The organism is Brevibacillus sp. HD3.3A (genome assembly GCF_013284375.2).
In the GTDB taxonomy this organism is placed as follows: Bacteria; Bacillota; Bacilli; order Brevibacillales; family Brevibacillaceae; genus Brevibacillus; species Brevibacillus parabrevis.
This window is the reverse complement of the sequence record NZ_CP085874.1, coordinates 5,003,460-5,019,405: the sequence shown is the minus strand read 5'-3', so window position 1 is coordinate 5,019,405 and position 15,946 is coordinate 5,003,460. Positions and strand designations below refer to the sequence as shown.

At 55.4% G+C, this 15,946-nt stretch carries 14 protein-coding genes; 9 read left to right on the top strand and 5 right to left on the bottom strand.

Annotated features, from left to right (window positions below; translation table 11 throughout):
• Positions 1 to 57: 57 nt before the first annotated feature.
• From HP435_RS23425 to HP435_RS23415, 3 genes are read left to right on the top strand one after another with little or no spacing between them, the layout of a single operon-like run.
• Positions 58 to 1,557 (top strand): spore germination protein, encoded by a 1,500-nt coding sequence (locus HP435_RS23425; RefSeq protein ID WP_173596740.1) that lies wholly within the window; start codon positions 58 to 60, stop codon positions 1,555 to 1,557.
• A gap of 4 nt (positions 1,558 to 1,561) precedes the next feature.
• A complete protein-coding gene (locus HP435_RS23420; RefSeq protein ID WP_173596741.1) occupies positions 1,562 to 2,650 on the top strand; it encodes a GerAB/ArcD/ProY family transporter in 1,089 nt (362 codons plus the stop codon).
• Positions 2,647 to 3,768 (top strand): Ger(x)C family spore germination protein, encoded by a 1,122-nt coding sequence (locus HP435_RS23415; protein WP_173599634.1) that lies wholly within the window; start codon positions 2,647 to 2,649, stop codon positions 3,766 to 3,768. The genes HP435_RS23420 and HP435_RS23415 overlap by 4 nt, the downstream gene beginning before the upstream one ends.
• 15 nt (positions 3,769 to 3,783) lie before the next feature.
• Here HP435_RS23415 and HP435_RS23410 read toward each other — a convergent pair whose 3' ends face one another.
• The 3 genes from HP435_RS23410 to HP435_RS23400 form a co-directional block, all read right to left on the bottom strand.
• Positions 3,784 to 5,313 (bottom strand): aldehyde dehydrogenase family protein, encoded by a 1,530-nt coding sequence (locus HP435_RS23410; protein WP_370641109.1) that lies wholly within the window; start codon positions 5,311 to 5,313, stop codon positions 3,784 to 3,786.
• Positions 5,314 to 5,328: 15 nt separating this feature from the next.
• Entirely contained in the window at positions 5,329 to 5,952 is a 624-nt protein-coding gene (locus HP435_RS23405) for a TetR/AcrR family transcriptional regulator (protein ID WP_173599633.1), read from the bottom strand.
• 109 nt (positions 5,953 to 6,061) lie between these two features.
• Entirely contained in the window at positions 6,062 to 7,069 is a 1,008-nt protein-coding gene (locus HP435_RS23400; RefSeq protein ID WP_122964495.1) for a M23 family metallopeptidase, read from the bottom strand.
• 160 nt (positions 7,070 to 7,229) lie between these two features.
• Between HP435_RS23400 and larC the strand changes: the two genes are divergently transcribed.
• Together larC and HP435_RS23390 are read left to right on the top strand one after the other, a co-directional pair.
• On the top strand, positions 7,230 to 8,264 hold the full coding sequence (larC, locus tag HP435_RS23395; RefSeq protein ID WP_173596744.1) for a nickel pincer cofactor biosynthesis protein LarC2: 1,035 nt from the start codon (positions 7,230 to 7,232) through the stop codon (positions 8,262 to 8,264).
• A gap of 47 nt (positions 8,265 to 8,311) precedes the next feature.
• A complete protein-coding gene (locus HP435_RS23390) occupies positions 8,312 to 8,863 on the top strand; it encodes a DJ-1/PfpI family protein (RefSeq protein WP_173599632.1) in 552 nt (183 codons plus the stop codon).
• A 74-nt stretch (positions 8,864 to 8,937) separates the two neighbouring features.
• Here HP435_RS23390 and HP435_RS23385 read toward each other — a convergent pair whose 3' ends face one another.
• The gene (locus HP435_RS23385) at positions 8,938 to 9,699 is read right to left on the bottom strand and encodes a nickel pincer cofactor biosynthesis protein LarC (RefSeq protein WP_173599631.1); all 762 of its coding nucleotides are present in this window, start codon (positions 9,697 to 9,699) and stop codon (positions 8,938 to 8,940) included.
• A gap of 132 nt (positions 9,700 to 9,831) precedes the next feature.
• Between HP435_RS23385 and HP435_RS23380 the strand changes: the two genes are divergently transcribed.
• The 3 genes from HP435_RS23380 (at position 9,832) to lipA (ending at position 14,186) form a co-directional block, all read left to right on the top strand.
• Complete coding sequence (locus HP435_RS23380) at positions 9,832 to 10,956, top strand: metallophosphoesterase family protein (RefSeq protein ID WP_173599630.1); 1,125 nt, start codon at positions 9,832 to 9,834, stop codon at positions 10,954 to 10,956.
• Entirely contained in the window at positions 10,953 to 13,181 is a 2,229-nt protein-coding gene (locus HP435_RS23375; protein ID WP_173599629.1) for an ATP-binding protein, read from the top strand. Before HP435_RS23380 ends, HP435_RS23375 begins: the two co-directional genes overlap by 4 nt.
• Positions 13,182 to 13,280: 99 nt before the next feature.
• Positions 13,281 to 14,186, top strand: coding sequence for a lipoyl synthase (gene lipA, locus HP435_RS23370; protein WP_122964499.1), 906 nt, complete (start codon positions 13,281 to 13,283; stop codon positions 14,184 to 14,186).
• 75 nt (positions 14,187 to 14,261) lie between these two features.
• On the opposite strand, the gene HP435_RS23365 is transcribed toward lipA, so the two are convergent.
• On the bottom strand, positions 14,262 to 15,167 hold the full coding sequence (locus HP435_RS23365) for a YhcN/YlaJ family sporulation lipoprotein (protein WP_229049744.1): 906 nt from the start codon (positions 15,165 to 15,167) through the stop codon (positions 14,262 to 14,264).
• Between the two features lie 116 nt (positions 15,168 to 15,283).
• Between HP435_RS23365 and HP435_RS23360 the strand changes: the two genes are divergently transcribed.
• Positions 15,284 to 15,922, top strand: a complete 639-nt coding sequence (locus HP435_RS23360) for a YutD family protein (protein WP_229049743.1) — start codon at positions 15,284 to 15,286, stop codon at positions 15,920 to 15,922.
• The last annotated feature ends 24 nt before the right edge of the window (positions 15,923 to 15,946 follow it).

The following is a 15,946-nucleotide window of genomic DNA, read 5'->3' as shown; positions in this document are numbered from 1 at the left end:
AATCACCACCTATCGGTCAAAGTAAGAAGGATTTTCCTGTAGATCGGGGGATTCAAGATGGAGCCGACAGATTGGTGGAGAGCGCAAGTATTCAAAGTGGCACAAGCCAAGAGCGGTGGCGCGTCGCCTTCGCGTGGCGAGCGAATCACGCCGGAAATGATCAAACAGCAAATGCACAACGTGGATGACCTCAGCAGCCTGGCTTTGACGATCAATGACGAAGAGGTTCACGTTTTTTTTCTAGATACGATGGTGGAACTGGCGCAGTTGTATGAAAACGTGTTTTTGCCGTTGCAGCGCTCGGACGGCAGAGATCCGTTGACCGTGCTTCCTTACGCGCAGCCGTGTCGCGAAGGCAACCTGGACTTGCTGCTTGCCAATTTGCTGCGCGGCCATACGATCCTGTTTTTTCTGGAACGGGAGCTTATTTTGCACGTCAATACGTTTCAGGTCGAGCATCGTGCGATTACCAAGTCGGAGAGCGAGGCGACGGTTCTCGGCCCGCAGGATTCGTTTGTGGAGATGCTGGAGATCAACCTGTCGCTCTTGCGCCGCAGATTGACGACGCCCAACCTGAAAATTGTCGCCTACACGATCGGCACAGAGACGCAAAACCGGGTAGCGGTCCTGTACCTGGAAAATATCGCGAACGAGATCAACGTCGAACGCGTGAAGACACGCATCCAAAACGTCGAGTATCAGGGCTTCGTCGGACTGCCTGTTTTGAAACAAATGCTCGAAGACAAGCCGTACTCGCCGTTTCCCCAGTTCGGGCTGACCAGTCGCCCGGACAATGTGGCAGCGGCACTGCTGGATGGCAGAATCATCATTATGCTGAACGGAAGCCCTGAAGCGGCGATCTGCCCGGCCTCTTTTCTGGAGATGTTCAGCAGCCCCGAGGATTTCTACAATCGCTGGTTAACGGCGAGCTTGCTGCGAATGATCCGCTTTTTCGGGCTGTTTGTGACGATTTTGCTTACTTCCAGCTACGTATCCGTCCTGACTTTTCACCCGGAAATGCTCCCTCCCGCCTTGCTGACGATTTTGTCTGAATCGCGCAGCCAGGTGCCTTTTCCTCCGGTCATCGAAGTGATCTTCATCGAGCTGGTTATCGAGATTTTGCGTGAAGCCGGGATACGCATGCCGACGAAAATCGGTCAGACGATCGGGATCGTGGGCGGGATTGTCATCGGAACAGCGTCCGTTCAAGCGGGATTGGCCAGCAACATCTTGATTGTTCTCGTCTCCGTCTCGGCCCTGCTTTCGTTTGTTCCGCCCAATTTTTTGATGAGCAACGCGATTCGTCTCGTTCGTTACGGTTTTATTTTGATGGCAGGCATGATGGGGATGTACGGTCAGATGCTGATGCTTGCTTTTTTGTTTGCGCATTTGCTCAACCTGACCTCTTTGGGCACTCCTTACATGGCTCCGGGTGTGCCGCGCCAGTGGACGGATTTGTTTAATGGCCTGGTGCGCGCGCCGATGAAGTTCATCGTCTATCGCAACCGCATGTCCAGAGCAAAACGCAAACAGGCGCGGCCCGTTGGTGAGGAGTAGATAGATGGACAGAGGAAAGATTCACAGCCTGAATCCGATCCATGTAATCGGGCTGATCATCAATTCAATGGTCGGCGTCAATCTGCTGTCGCTTTCTCATTTTGCCAGCAAAATGGGCTATAACTTGTGGATGGCGCCGATTTTGCTCGGAATCATTGTGACGCTGACGGTCTTTCCGATGATCGCGCTGTGCAGCCGCTACCCGGGAGATACGCTGTTCGGGATTCATGAAAAGTTGCTGGGGAAGTGGCTGGGCAGCTGCCTGAACGTCCTGGTCATCGTCTACGCCATCCTGAACACATCGACAGCGAATGAAGGATACGTCCGGCTTTTGCAAACCTCGATGCTCAACAACCAGACGATCACCATGCCGTTGCTTGGCTTGACACTCGTCATGATGTACATTACGAACGGCGGAATCAAGCTCGTGGCGAGATTTTGCCTGCTGGCCTTGTTTTTTACGGGGTGGATGCTGGTGTTGCTGCATTACGGTTTTCAAAAAGGCGGGCTGTCGCATATTTTTCCGCTTTTCAATACCGATCTGGCCAGTGTGCTGGATGCGCTTAACCAATCCTCAGGCAGTATGCTGGGGTACGAAATTTTGTTGATTTACTACCCGTTTATCATCGAAAAGAACAGAGCGCGGCGCCATGTGTTGATCGGCGTATGGACGGTCGTTTTCTTCTACGTGTTGGTGCTGCTCACGAGTGTGGCGTATTTTTCCGAATGGCAGGTGGCGAATCTCGTCTACCCGATTTTGAATCTGTTCAAGGCTGTCGAGCTGTCCTTTTTGGAGCGGGTAGAAAATTTGGGAATCGGTCTGTGGGTGTTTCTCATTCTCAGCACGTCGACCGCGTACTTGTGGATGGCGCGTACGGGGATGGAACAATTGGCGGGGAAACGTCGCTTATGGCATCTCTTGTTGCCGTCCGCGATTTCTTACTTTATGATTCGCGGCCCTCTGTCCGTGGAAGCGCAACGTTACCTGTATGACCAGCTGACTGTTTACTTCGCGTACGGCTTGATCTTGTGGCCGATCTTTTTGCTGATGCTGCACGCTTTGCGGCGAGGAAAGGGGGAGAAGGTGTCATGAGATGGAGCAGCTGGCTCTTTTTGATCGCACTCCTTTCCTGCACGCTTGCGGGCTGTGCCGCCGAATATGAACGTCCGGCGCTTGAAGACATGGCGATGATCGGCGTGATGGGGTTCGACTATGTCGATGATACGCAAATGAAGGTGCTGGTCTCCATTCCGGTTCCGGCAAAAGGCAAGGAAACGACGCAAATTTATGCGACCCAGGCTTCGATGACCAGTGAAGCGATGCTGGCGCTGGCTCCCAAAGTGGAGCGGACGATTACTTTATCGCAGCTGCGCGTCATTTTGTTCAGCGAGGAGCTTGCCCGAAAAAGCGGGATTGGCAAAGTCGTGCTCGATTTGTACCGGAATCCGATTGTGGGCGAAAACGTGTTTATCGCCATCGTCAAAGGCAAAGTAGAGGATGTCATCAGAGGGAAGTACAAGAACAAGCCGGAAATCAACACGTATTTGAACGACTTGCTGCGTCCGAGAGTGGAGACGGCGTTTTCGTCTTTTTCCACGATTCACGATTTTGTCTTCATGATGACCAGCAATATAGGCGATCCGAATTTGCCGTATTTGGTCAAGCAAGACGGGAGCATCGAGATTGCCCAAGTTGCGTTATTGCGAAAGGACAAGATGATTGGACTGTACTCGCAGCGCGAAGGGAAGCTGGTGCAATGTTTGTTGGGACGCAAGCGGCTCCCCCGCGTCAAGTTCGGGTTTGGCGACCCGGACGCTGCGGAGGCGAACGCCGACATGGAAGAGATCATTTTCGACTTCGTCTGGTCGAAATCAAAAGTGCGGAGCAATGGCAATACGAAAAAGCCGGTCATTCATATCGACCTGGAACTGCGCGGCGTGGTCGTCGGCTATGATGGAAAGAAAAACTTGGATAAGCGTCCGCAGATCACCAAGCTGGTCAAACAAATGGAAAAGCGGATTCAAAGTGAAACGAAAACCATGCTGAAAAACTATCAAAAATGGGGCGTCGATCCGGCTGGCTTGGAGGAAAGTCTCCGGCAGAAATACCATGGGAAATGGACGCGGGAAAAAGGATTGGCCCTCTACAAGAAGGCCGATCTCAACATCAAGGTCAAACTGGACATTCTCGGCTACGGAACCATCAAATAAGGGGGAGCAGGCTTGCTAACGCAGTCGTTTCAGCTCCCGCCAGATGGCTTTCAGCGTGGGAAGATTCCATTTTGGCCTTTTTCCGTAGAGCAGATGGGTCAGCCCGGAAAACATCAGCTGCTGGTCTGGCGTGTACGGATACCAGTTGAACTCGCGCTTTTTCGAGCCGGGATCGTGAATGATCGAGATGCTGTGGGTGAAAGCTTGCAGTCCAACCGGGCCGCGGTAACGGCCGATGCCGCTATCCTTGACCCCGCCAAAAGGGAGGTGCGGATTGGCATAGCTGATGATGACGTCGTTGATGCACACGTTTCCGCTCAACAGCTTTTCCGCCACGCGCTGCGCTTTTGCTTTGTCGGCTGACCAGACAGAGGCATTCAAGCCGTAGGGCGATTCATTGACCAGACGGATGACTTCTGCTTCATCGGAAAAGGTGACGATCGGCAGGACAGGGCCGAATGTCTCTTCGCGCATGATTTTCATTTCCGGTGTGACGCCTGTCAGGATGGTCGGGGCAAGGAACATGCTGTCCGTTTGGATCGCTCCGCCAGTGACAGCTGTGGCTCCCGCGGCGAGCGCGTCGTCGATGTGCGCGCGGACGATCCCGATTTGCTGCGGCGACGTCATCGAACCGACTTCTGCCTGCTCGGGAAAGCCTTGGCGCAGCGCTTTTGTTTTTTCGGTGACCAAGCGCAAAAATTCGGAATACACGCGCTCGTGGACATACAGGCGCTCGACGGACATGCACACTTGACCGGAGTTGGTGAAAGCGCCCCAGACGGCACCGTTTGCGGCGCGCTCCAGATGGGCATCGTCGAAAACGATCATCGGGTCTTTTCCGCCCAATTCCAATTCTACGGGGATCAAATGCTCCGCTGCGGCTGCCATGATTTTTTTGCCAGTGGCGACCGAACCTGTGAAAAAGATTTTGTCAGGCCGGGCGGATACAAGCCGACTGCCGACCTCCCGCCCGCCGTGCAGGACAGTGACGACGCCTTCAGGCAGTCCGACAATCTCGAACAGTTCTTCGATCAACAGGCCAGTGGACGGCGTGACTTCCGACGGCTTGAGAATGACGGTATTTCCGGCGACAAGCGCGGACAGCATCGGAATGATGGCAAGCTGAAACGGATAGTTCCACGGCGAGATGACCGCGACAACGCCCATCGGCTTGTAGTGGATGTACGATTTTTTCGGCCAGAGCACGAGCGGGGTGGGAACAGGCTGGGGAGACAGCATTTGCTGTGCGTGCTTTTCGTAAAAACGGATCGTATCAGCGGTGACAAAAATCTCGGTCATGTACGCCTCAAGCGTTACTTTTCCCGTTGCCTGGCTGATTTTTTGCGCCAGCTCCTCGCCGTGCTCGACGAGATAGTGGCGCAGGGAAGCGAGATAGCGCAGCCGCTCAGCGAGGGATGTAGCGGACCAGGCAGCAAAGGCGCGCCGTGCTTTTGCTACGGCGGCATCAACCTCGGCCGGGCTGGCCTCCGTTACCGAACCAAAAACTTCGCCAGTCGCAGGATTGCGCAAAGAGAGGACGGACATCATGGATCACCTCATTCATTTTTGATCAAGCGGAAAAAGCGACGCAAGAAAATGCTGCACTGCAAACTGGAAAAGGGCCAAAGCTTCGGCTGCGGGTTTGTCTTCGTCCAGCAAGCTTTGCAAGATCATGCCGTCAATCAAGGAGTAAACGATCGAGCTGGCAGCGTTCTCGTCCATTGCGAGCGGTGTTTGCCGCTCCGCTTGCAGCCGTCTGAGCATGCGCACAATCAAGTCGTGCAGCCGGGCGCGAATGCGGTGGACTTGTTCGAGAAAGACGGGGGTGTACAAAGCCTGCGCTTGCAAATCGTACCAGAGCCGATGCAGCTTGCGGTCTTCTTGGAGACTGCGCCCGAGAACCGTCACGAGTGCGGGGAGCCAACTGTCCAGGGGAGCAGTGACTACTTCGCGTTCCAACTCGTCGATCAAGCGTTCCTTGTAGCTTGCGATGACAGCGAGCAGCAAATCTTCCTTGCTGGCGAAGTAGTAATGCAGGATGCCGAGCGAGACGCCGGATTCCTTGGCGATATCGCGCAAAGACACGTTGGCGTAGCCTTTTTCCGCCAGACAGGCCGTTGCCTGTTCGATCAGGAAGGCTCGCTTCGCTTCTGCTTTCGCTTGGCTTTTGGAAGGGGGAGTCATGCTGTGCACCTCGTTTTTGGACGATCGTCCAAATTTTGATTTGATTGTAATTCGCTGCTGTGCGCTCTGTCAATGGAAATCGAGAACATGCCAAAAAGAAGCGGCTGCATCACCGCTTCCTTTGACGTTCCCAACGCTTGAGATACGGATAAGGGTCAAAAGCCCAATCGGCTCCCCCTGTCTCCCGGTACATGCCGTAATGCAAGTGGGGCGGAAATTTCCCCGCCGTCCCGGGCTTTCCGTAGCCGGAGCTGCCGACATACCCGAGCAATTGCCCTGGCTCCACGATGTCGCCTGGCTTCAACCCTTTTTTAAACGAGGACAAATGCGCGAAGTAATGATACACGTTGCCCATGTCCCGCATGCCGATTCGCCAGCCGCCGTAGCGGTTCCAGCCAATGACCTCGATGACTCCGTAGGCGGTCGACAGGACGGGCGTGCCGTAGCTGGCGAAAATGTCTGTGCCTTCGTGAATGCGGCGTCCTCCCCAGCCGCGAGCGTCTCCCCATGTGCTGCGGTAGCTGTAGTCGTACCGGGCAGGAATGGGAAAATGACGCTCGTCCAGTTGCAGGTGCTGGTATTTGTCGTACACCTGGGCGAATTGCCGGATCGTTTTTACCGAGCGATCGCGCTGGTAGTAAGACCAGACGCCGATTTGCCAGTCATCCGCCGAAAAGCCGTAAGCGGACAGGTAATGAATAAGCGTAGTGAGTGCATCCAAATCGTTGTTGCGGTCGGCGATCCCATCTCCGTCGCCGTCCATTCCCAGCCCGTCAAAAAACTGAATCGATGCCGGGTTGGTATCTTCCGGATCGGGGTTCATCACGCCTGACCAGCGCTCCTGCGGGATATCAACAGCCGTGAGCCGCGCGTTCGATTCTTGCGTATTGGCTTGTTTTTTGCGTATTTTCATCGTGCGCTCGTACTGGTCAATCGCGGCCAAATAGTTCCACGGAATGCCGTACAAAGACTCCATGCGCAAAAAAAGCTGCAGGCGCTCTTTTAGCAGAGGATCTGTCTGTTTGGCAGCAGAGCCTTTGGCAAAGCCTGATTCCAGCGGCAAAACGATTGCTGCCACGCACAAGCTGATCTGAATGATTAGGCGGAAAACTCGCATGCCGACTCCCTCCAGCCAGGGTAGTTTCCGTTGTAGTTTCTGCCAGTCTGAGCGGATTATCCACGATACTTTTTGGAAGCAGGCGAGCAACTTTTCTCCGGAGGCACGGGCATTTGATGTATGATGCAAGAAGAAACAAGCAAAGTTCGGAGGGGAAAAAATGAAGCTGGTCATTCGGGCAGAAGGTCCGATCATGCTGGAATCATTGGTGAAGCCGCTGCAACGGATTGCGAGCAAGCAAGGGATCGGTGCAGCTGAGCCTGCCGCCGCGAAATTCGCCGGGTGCATGCACGATTTGGCGGAGTGGTATCGGGAGGGGATGGATCAGGAACGCTGGCAACGGGAAGCAGCAGCCTTGCGCGAGCTGATGACAAGCCCTTTGACTGACTGGTGCCGGGGCAAGCTGTATGTGGAAACAATCGCCGTCCCGTTCGGTTTGCCGCTCGCCGCCCTGTCGCTTCTGTCCGGGCTGGCGATCCGGGAGACGGAACAGTTGGAGCCGCGTCGCGACTTTTCGCCGCTCGCCGTGCTCTGGCTGAAGGAAGTGGGAGCAAAGCCGATGCGCGGGCTTGCAGGCGAACTGGTGCAGGTGGAAGGTGAAAACAACGTGGCAGCAATTTTGCTGAAGCCAGGCGTTGAAACGGCGCGAGCAGACGGCATACCTGTCGGGTACGAGCAAAGGCAGCACGCCGACGAGCATATCGACGAAGGCATGGTGATATTGCAAGCGAACATAGATGACGCAAGCCCGGAGTGGCTTTCCTATCTGATGGAGCAATGCTTTTGGGCAGGGGCGAACGATGTGCATTTTTTGCCGGTGACGATGAAAAAGAGCAGAGCCGCGACACTGGTGCAAGTCATGTGCTATCAGAGCCAGCTTGAGGCGATGAAAACGATTTTGTTCAAGGAGACGACGACGTTTGGCATTCGCTCTTTCCCTGTAGCGTGTCACCGTCTGGCAAGGCGATTTATCACTGTTCAGACGAGTTGGGGAGAGGTTGCGGTCAAACTCGGCTACCACAGGGGCGAGCGGGTGCAGATTGCGCCGGAATACGAGCACTGCGCGCAGCTTGCCAGAGCCAACGGCGTACCTTTGCAGCAAGTTTATCAGGAAGCTGTGGAACTGGCCGCCCGTAAAAGTTCTGTAAAAATATGGGCAGACAAGCAGGAGCAAGCCGAGCCGCCAAAGAATTGAAAACGTGGAGTATCCAAACCCCAAAACCGTATGGAGGTGGCTGTGTGATGAGCAAAAAAGTGTTGATCGTTACAGGGGATGCCGTAGAAGCCTTGGAGGTGTTCTACCCGTATTACCGTTTGCTGGAAGAGGGTTACGAAGCCGTGATTGCTGCGCCCAGCGTGAAGACGCTGCACACCGTTTGCCACGATTTTGAAGCACACAGCGAGACGTATACGGAAAAGCCGGCTTATCAGCTGCCTGCGCACGCCGCTTTTGCCGACGTCAATCCGGAAGCGTTCGACGCCTTGATCATTCCGGGCGGTAGAGCACCCGAGCACATCAGGCTGAACGAAAACTTGAAGCCGATCGTCTCGCACTTTTTTGAAGCGAACAAGCCTGTTGCCGCGATCTGCCACGGTTCACAGGTGCTGGCAATCGTCTCCGAGCATCTCGCTGGCCGTACGCTGACAGCCTATCAGGCATGCAGACCAGACGTCGAGGCGATGGGGGCGATTTACGAAAAAGAAACCCTTCACGTAGACGGCAACCTGGTTTCTGGTCATGCATGGCCGGATTTGCCCGGCTTTATGCGCGAGTTTTTGCGTCTGCTGCGATAAGCCTATCCTAGCCTTTGCCCTTGCCTAAATAAAAACTTCCGCCGACAAAGCACATCGGCGGAAGTTTTTTTCGTTTACTTGTGTCCGACCAACAGCCGCAACACGTTTGGCTGATCGGGCAGGTCGCGTGTGCCTGCGCCGTAGCCGATGGACTCTACGGTCATCGACGGCAACGAACCGAACTGTTCGACTAGGGCGGCAGCCACTCCTGCTCCGGTAGGGGTGGTCAATTCCTTTTGGATGCTCGTCTCGCGCAGCGGTATGCCGAGCAACAGCTCCATGGTCGCCGGAGCGGGAACCGGGTACAGTCCGTGAGCGCAGCGCACGTAGCCGTTTCCCGTCGGGATCGGCCCGCAGTAAAGCTGCTCGATGTCCAGCTCTTCCAGTCCTAAAGCGATCCCGACGATATCGACGATGGAATCGAGTGCGCCCACCTCATGAAAATGGACCGTATCTACAGGGACATTGTGAATTTTCGCTTCGGCGATCGCGATTTTTTCAAAAATAGCCAGAGAGCGGCGAGTTACGCGCGGCGCCAGTCCGGCAGCCTGGATCATCGCCACAATGTCTTTGTGGCTGCGGTGTGTGTGGTCGTTTCCCAGCACTTTCAAAGGCTTCTGCGGCAGCGAGGGAGCGTGGCTTTCATCGATGACGTCCAGCTTCAAAGCGGAAACGCCAGCTTTGACGACGGTTTTCCACTCCAGGCGAAAATCTCCCGGAGACAGCTTGCGCAACTCCTGTTCGATCCGCTCGCGATTGGCTCCTGCGTCCACCAATGCGGCGAGCAGCATGTCTCCGCTGATCCCCGAAAAACAGTCCAAATACGCGATGCGCACAAGAAACACTCCTTTTCAACCAATGATTTCCTCTGTATCATATAGGGAAAGTATGTTCGTCTGATTGGCGATTGTTTGTCCAAAGTGTACCATTTGCCGATTCAGTTTGTCATGCAAGGAGTTGAGCGCTTCGTGTTGTCATTCATTCATACGGCGGACGTCCATCTGGACGCGCCTTTACATATGCTGGCGGATCGTTACGAGCTTAGGCAGGATGATGTTCGCCGCACGCTGCAAACGATTCGCGACCTGGTCGTGTCCAGACAGGTCGACTTTTGGCTGATCGCCGGAGATTTGCTGGAATACCACGGGGGCAGAAGAGCGACGGCTGTATTTTTGCGCGATCTGTTCGAAAGTGTCGCTCCGATTCCCGTTTGCATCGCGCCGGGCAACCACGATCCGTGGCGCGCGGATTCGTTTTACCAGACGATGGACTGGCCTGGCAACGTCTACTGGTTTACCCCGGAATGGGGCGTATACGAATTTCCGGAAAAGTCGTGTGTCATCTACGGCTGGGGCTTTGGACAGCCACACGTCTACGAATCGCCGCTTGCGACTTTTCCGGGCAAGCTAGATGGCTATCGGCATCACCTGATGGTTCTGCACGGCACGATCTTGAACGCGACGAAAGACGAGCACCAGCCTTACGCGCCTATGAGCTTGCAGGAGCTTGTCCAGGCGGATGTAGACTACGTCGCTCTCGGGCACATCCACAAGCCGGAACAATTCGTCCATCCGCTCAAAAAGCGGCCGCTTGCCGCCTATCCCGGTTCGCCGGAAGGATTGACCAATAAGGAAACGGGAGAGCGCTGCGTGTTGCACGGCGAGCTGGACGACGCGGGAAAATTGACCTTGCAAGCGATCCCGGTCAGTCAGCGGCAGATTCATAAACTGACCATTCACGCGCAAGGAGCGGAAACGGCGGAACAGCTAATCGCAGGGATGGAGGCACAGCTTGGCAGGATCGCCGACCGTGATCTCGTGTATGTGACTTTGACAGGAGAGAGAGCGGCGCATTTTGTTCCCTCGATTCCCGTTCTGGAGCAGCGATTTTCGCGGTTTTTTCTGTTTGCAATTACGGATGAGACGTGGCCGGACATCGATGCGCAGAAGCTGATGGCCGAGGACAGCATTTGGGGAAAATGGCTCGCCAAGCTGGCGCAGATCGAGGCGAATGCCCGCAGCGAAGAAGAGCGGGAAATAGCGAGACTGGCGAAGCAAGAAGCGCTTGCGCGGATTGGGGGGAGCATGCGATGAGAATCGAGGAGCTGACCGTAACCGGGTTCGGAAAATGGCAAGGAGCTGCTTTTCGCTTCGCTCCCGGGCTGAATTTGTTTTACGCCCCCAACGAAGCGGGAAAGTCCACGCTGCTGCAAGCGATTTTCGCCGCCCTGTACGGGATGAAGCGCGACTACGTGAAGACGGCAAGGTATTTGCCTGAATACGAAAAATACCGCCCCTGGCATCAGGGAGAGTATGAAACGATCATTACGTACCAGCTCGGGGGCAAAACGTACCGCTTGCACCGGACGCTTTTGAAAGAGCGGGAACAGGCGCGGCTTTTTCTCGACCCGGAATGGACGGAGCTGACAGACATCTACCTGGAGGATCGCCGCAAGGAACGGAACTTTCTCGAAAAGCATCTGGGGCTTACCCGCAGCTTGTTCACCGATTTGACCTGGATCAGACGGGAGCCTTTGGAGGCTGCCGAGCATCTGTTGCCTTCGTTTGCGGATGTGCAGGAGGCAAGTCCGCTTGTCCACACGATTTTGGCGGAGTTGGATCGCGACTTGACGAGCATCGGCAAAAAGGAGCGGGCGGAAAATACGCAAATGGGCAAGGCTGCATCGCGGGTCGCCCGCAAAGAACAGGAGCTGGCTGATGCCGAAGCCGCCTGGCGCATGATTACCCAACTTGCGCAGTCGATCCGCGGCTGGGAGGAGGAGCGCCAAGGGCTGGAGCAGCGGCGAATCAGGTTGCAGGCGCGCATGCAAAAGTGGCAGGAGCAGGAACAGCTTTTGCAGGAGCGCTGGCAGCGAAGCTTTACCGCAGTCGACAGGCAAGAGTGGGACTGGTGGGAGCAGTCTGCTGGCAGCGAAGAAGAGCGGCAACTGCACCATCAGGCGCGCAAAGAAGTGGAAAAGTGGGGCGAACCGCGAACTGCCGCCGCGCCAGAAGCGATGCCCGACCAAGCGCTGAACGAGCTTGCGGCCGATTACGAGCGAGGGGTTGCGCTTCGCAAACAGCGGGAGCAGCGCCATTTGCGACTCGCTGAGCTGGCGGTTCTCGCCTTGTCCACGGGAACGCGCAGCCGGGGGCAGGGACAAGGGCAAGGACGCGCGCAAAGGCAAGGGAACCAGGCGAAGCGGAGGAAAGGCGTCCTGCGTCTGTGGGGTGTTGCAGGGGTGTTTGCCAGCTTGGGCGCAGTCGGTTTGGCGACGGAGCATCCTGTCCTTGGAGGCAGTGCCATTGGTCTGGCTTTGCTTTTGGCCGCGCTCGGCGTAGTTGTGCTGCGGGCAAAAGGGGGCGCAAACAGCAGCAGTCCCGCCGCAGCCATCGACAGCCAGCAAGCGCTGGAGGGAGAACAGCTGCAACAGGAGATCGCCGCCTTGGACGCCGAGTTGGCGGAGCTGGTGGGGCGTTATGGCGTTTCGGATTGGGATACTTTTCTGGCAAAAAGGGAAGAGCTACAACGAAGCGTGCAGGAGCAGCGGACTGTTGCGCTGGAGAACGATCTGGCCAAAACAAGGCGGGAGGAACTGCTTGCGGAAAGCTGGGGCGAGGCGCTGCGTGCGATTTTAAAACGGGAAAAGCGACAGTGCGAGGAAGCGGGGAGCGACTGTCTGGCGCAGTTAGCGCACATCGAAGCCGAGTTGCAGGAGCTGCGGGAAAAAACGGCGAGGGCGCATGGCGAAATGAATGCGCATGAAAGCGAATCCGTAGCGAGTGCCAGAGACGAATACGAGCAAGCCGTGCAGGGGCTGCGCCAACTGCAGCAACGCAGAGATGCGCTGCAACTGGCGCGGGATACTCTTTTGGAAGCACAAGGGGAGTGGAAGCGGGACGTCACGCCGGACGTAAACCGGATTGCTTCCGAGGTGATGAGCCAAATTACAGCGGGGGCTTATTGCGACGTGAGGCTAGATCCGGGCGAAGGCTTTGCCGTACGCCTGCTGGAGCCATCCCGCAAGCAAATTGTCAGCCAGGAGCAATGCTCCACGGGAACCGCCGACCAGCTTTATTTGGCGCAAAGGCTGGCTCTGCTGCATCATGTGAGCAAGCGGACGGAACCGTTGCCGCTGTTTTTGGACGACCATTTTGTCCATTATGACGACGAGCGGTTGCGAAGAACATTGGCGTACGTTGCCGAGCTGGCAGCGGAGCAGCAAGTGTTTTTGTTTACTTGCCACGAGCGCGAGCGGCGCATGCTGGAATCGTTGCTGTCCGGAGGGGCTCGGCATAAAGTGCATCGGATCGGGTAATTGTTACCTCAATTGTGAAAGAGGTTGCCCCTTGTATATCCAACCTCTATAATGGAGATTGATTATGTCTCGTACCAAGATACATGAGGAGTGGGCCCTATGACGCAACGCAAGCCGGAGTGGCTCAAGATCAACCTTGTTTCAGGACCAGAACTCGCCAGCTTCAAAGAGTTGAAGCAAACGATGCGCAGCAAGACGCTACATACTGTTTGCGAAGAAGCCAAATGCCCCAACATTCATGAATGCTGGGCCAGCGGAACAGCTACGTTCATGATTTTGGGTGATATATGTACCCGTGCCTGTCGGTTTTGCGCAGTAAAAACCGGATTGCCGACGGAGCTTGATGTGGCCGAACCGGAACGCGTGGCAGAAGCAGCCGAGCAGATGCGTTTGCGACATGTTGTCGTGACTTCTGTTGCCCGCGACGACCTGAAAGACGGAGGCGCACAAATTTTCGCAGAGACGATCCGGGCGATTCGCCGTCGTCTGCCGTTTGCCTCTGTGGAAGTATTGATTCCCGATTTCCAAGGAAACTGGGATGCATTGAAGCTCGTCATGGACGCGAAGCCAGACGTGCTGAACCACAATATTGAGGCTGTTCGCCGCCTGTCCGATCGCGTGCGGGCGCGCGCCAAGTACGACCGGACTTTGGAACTGTTGAAAAAGGCGAAGGAATTTCAGCCAAACATTCCAACGAAGTCCAGCCTGATGATCGGCGTAGGCGAGACGCTCGAAGAAGTGATCGAGACAATGGACGATTTGCGTTCCGCAGATGTCAACATCATGACAATCGGTCAGTACCTGCAACCGACGAAAAAGCACCTGAAGGTAGAGCACTATTACCATCCGGATGAATTTGCCCGCCTGAAGGAAGAGGGCATGAAGCGGGGCTTCAGCCACGTCGAAGCAGGGCCGCTCGTACGCAGCTCTTACCATGCCCACGAACAGGCCAATGCAGCGAAGGAAACCATCGCCAAGGAAACGGCAATGCCACAGGCGCAATAACAGGGAAGAACCCCTCCTGCAAGCGAGACGAATCGCGGCAAAAGGGGTTCTTTTTACGTACAGGGGAGATTCGCACTAGCGACTGGTTGTACCCATGTTAGCTTTGTGGGTTGCATGCGCGTTCGTTTGCGCTTTTGTGCTGGTTCCTTGCTCGCGATCCGTCATGCCGCCCATTCGCTTGATCAGCGTATCGATGCTGGCTGCGTCTTCGTTACGCGCCGTATGCAGATTGCTTGAGCGGCTGGCGACACGGGCGATTTCCTGAATGTCGTTCGGATTGTCCGTTACGTACACTTTGTAGTAACGTGGTGAAATCGACTGCGCATTCATTTTCGCCTGGTTTTTGGCGGTGCGGGCGTCAGCTCCCTGCGTGTTCAGGCCGACGAAGATTTCTTCATCCGTCACCAGGACAGTAGATTGCTGAACGCCGGGGCAGCTCGTTGTGACGTTGCCGACTGCTTGCGCCAGCGCATCACGGTCTACATAGACGTTTTGGGCGCCAGCGGTCTTCATGCTGGCCCGGTTCGTCTGGACGTAGCCCATTTTCGGCATGCCGGTTTGCATGATGCCAGCTCCTGCACGATTCCAGGCCCGCTTTTGATAAATGGAATGATTCATTCCATTCGGCGTGCCCAACGCTCCGGCGTTGTGGTCGGTAAAGGCGTTGTACGGTCGCATGCCACTTGTGTAGGCATTGTAATTGTTGACGTTCGCCCGTGGATACGTCCCGTTCGGATGCAGGCCATTATCGACGCCAGGCGCGTTGTTCAGACCGACCCCGTTACGCACGTGCAGTCCGTCAAAGTTTGCGGAGCGCACACCGTCGTAGTTGCGGACATGCAGCCCGTCAACATTCGTTACGTGAGGAGCAGCCTGATTCGGATGCGTGTAGTTCGGCGCAGCGTTGTTTGCGCAAGCGGAAGCCAAGAGAGCAATGCCTGCAATCGCAGGATACAACCATGTCTTTTTCAATGGTAACACCCCCTACACGATAGAATGTCCAGGGGGCAGGTGCAGTTTTCGTGGGAATTTTATCTCTTGCTGTTTGAAATATGGTAAGATGTACAAAAGTAAACAAGTGTAAGGAGGAAGCGGACTTGATTCGCACGCAAGCCGGTACTTATGAAGTCATGGAAGAAAATCGCGACGGCTGGAATCCGGAAGCATTCAGGGAGCGTTACAGCGATATCCTCGATAAATACGATTACATCGTAGGGGACTGGGGCTACGGACAGCTTCGTCTGCGGGGATTTTATACAGATGCCAATCGCAAAGTACCGTTCGAGCAGAGGATCGCCGCTTTGGATGAGTACCTGCACGAGTTTTGCAACTTTGGCTGCCCGTACTTCGTTTTGCGCAAAGTGAAGGATGCCATTGGACATAGCGGTGGAGAGCACGAAGGCAACGACGATAATCCGGACACGATTCTCGATATTCGCCATGACGCGTCAAGGGGAGAAAGTTCGGCTGTCATTGTCGAACGCAAGGACCGACGCCGTTTTAACCCCCGGCAAAACAAGCAGGATCGCCAGGAGCGAAACAATAACGGAGCTTCCCACGACCGTTCCGGTGCTGGTCGCAACGATCGGTCAGACAAGCCCAAGTTCCACAAAGAAAAGCAGGACAAAAACGGCAAGGACTCTTCCTCGCGGGAAAAACGTCCGAACCAGATGCGTCCCAACCGGGAGCGCGACAAAGTTCCGACTGGTCAGAACACGCCCAAGCGTGACACATAGAAAGACAAAAGCAAACAGCCCCGG

Coding starts and splice junctions, on each gene's coding strand:
- larC (WP_173596744.1), top strand. CDS start 7,230: ATGAAGCTGGTCATTCGGGCAGAAGGTCCGATCATGCTGGAATCATTG.
- HP435_RS23405 (WP_173599633.1), bottom strand. CDS start 5,952: ATGACTCCCCCTTCCAAAAGCCAAGCGAAAGCAGAAGCGAAGCGAGCC.
- HP435_RS23375 (WP_173599629.1), top strand. CDS start 10,953: ATGAGAATCGAGGAGCTGACCGTAACCGGGTTCGGAAAATGGCAAGGA.
- HP435_RS23415 (WP_173599634.1), top strand. CDS start 2,647: ATGAGATGGAGCAGCTGGCTCTTTTTGATCGCACTCCTTTCCTGCACG.
- HP435_RS23410 (WP_370641109.1), bottom strand. CDS start 5,313: ATGTCCGTCCTCTCTTTGCGCAATCCTGCGACTGGCGAAGTTTTTGGT.
- HP435_RS23400 (WP_122964495.1), bottom strand. CDS start 7,069: ATGCGAGTTTTCCGCCTAATCATTCAGATCAGCTTGTGCGTGGCAGCA.
- lipA (WP_122964499.1), top strand. CDS start 13,281: ATGACGCAACGCAAGCCGGAGTGGCTCAAGATCAACCTTGTTTCAGGA.
- HP435_RS23425 (WP_173596740.1), top strand. CDS start 58: ATGGAGCCGACAGATTGGTGGAGAGCGCAAGTATTCAAAGTGGCACAA.
- HP435_RS23420 (WP_173596741.1), top strand. CDS start 1,562: ATGGACAGAGGAAAGATTCACAGCCTGAATCCGATCCATGTAATCGGG.
- HP435_RS23390 (WP_173599632.1), top strand. CDS start 8,312: ATGAGCAAAAAAGTGTTGATCGTTACAGGGGATGCCGTAGAAGCCTTG.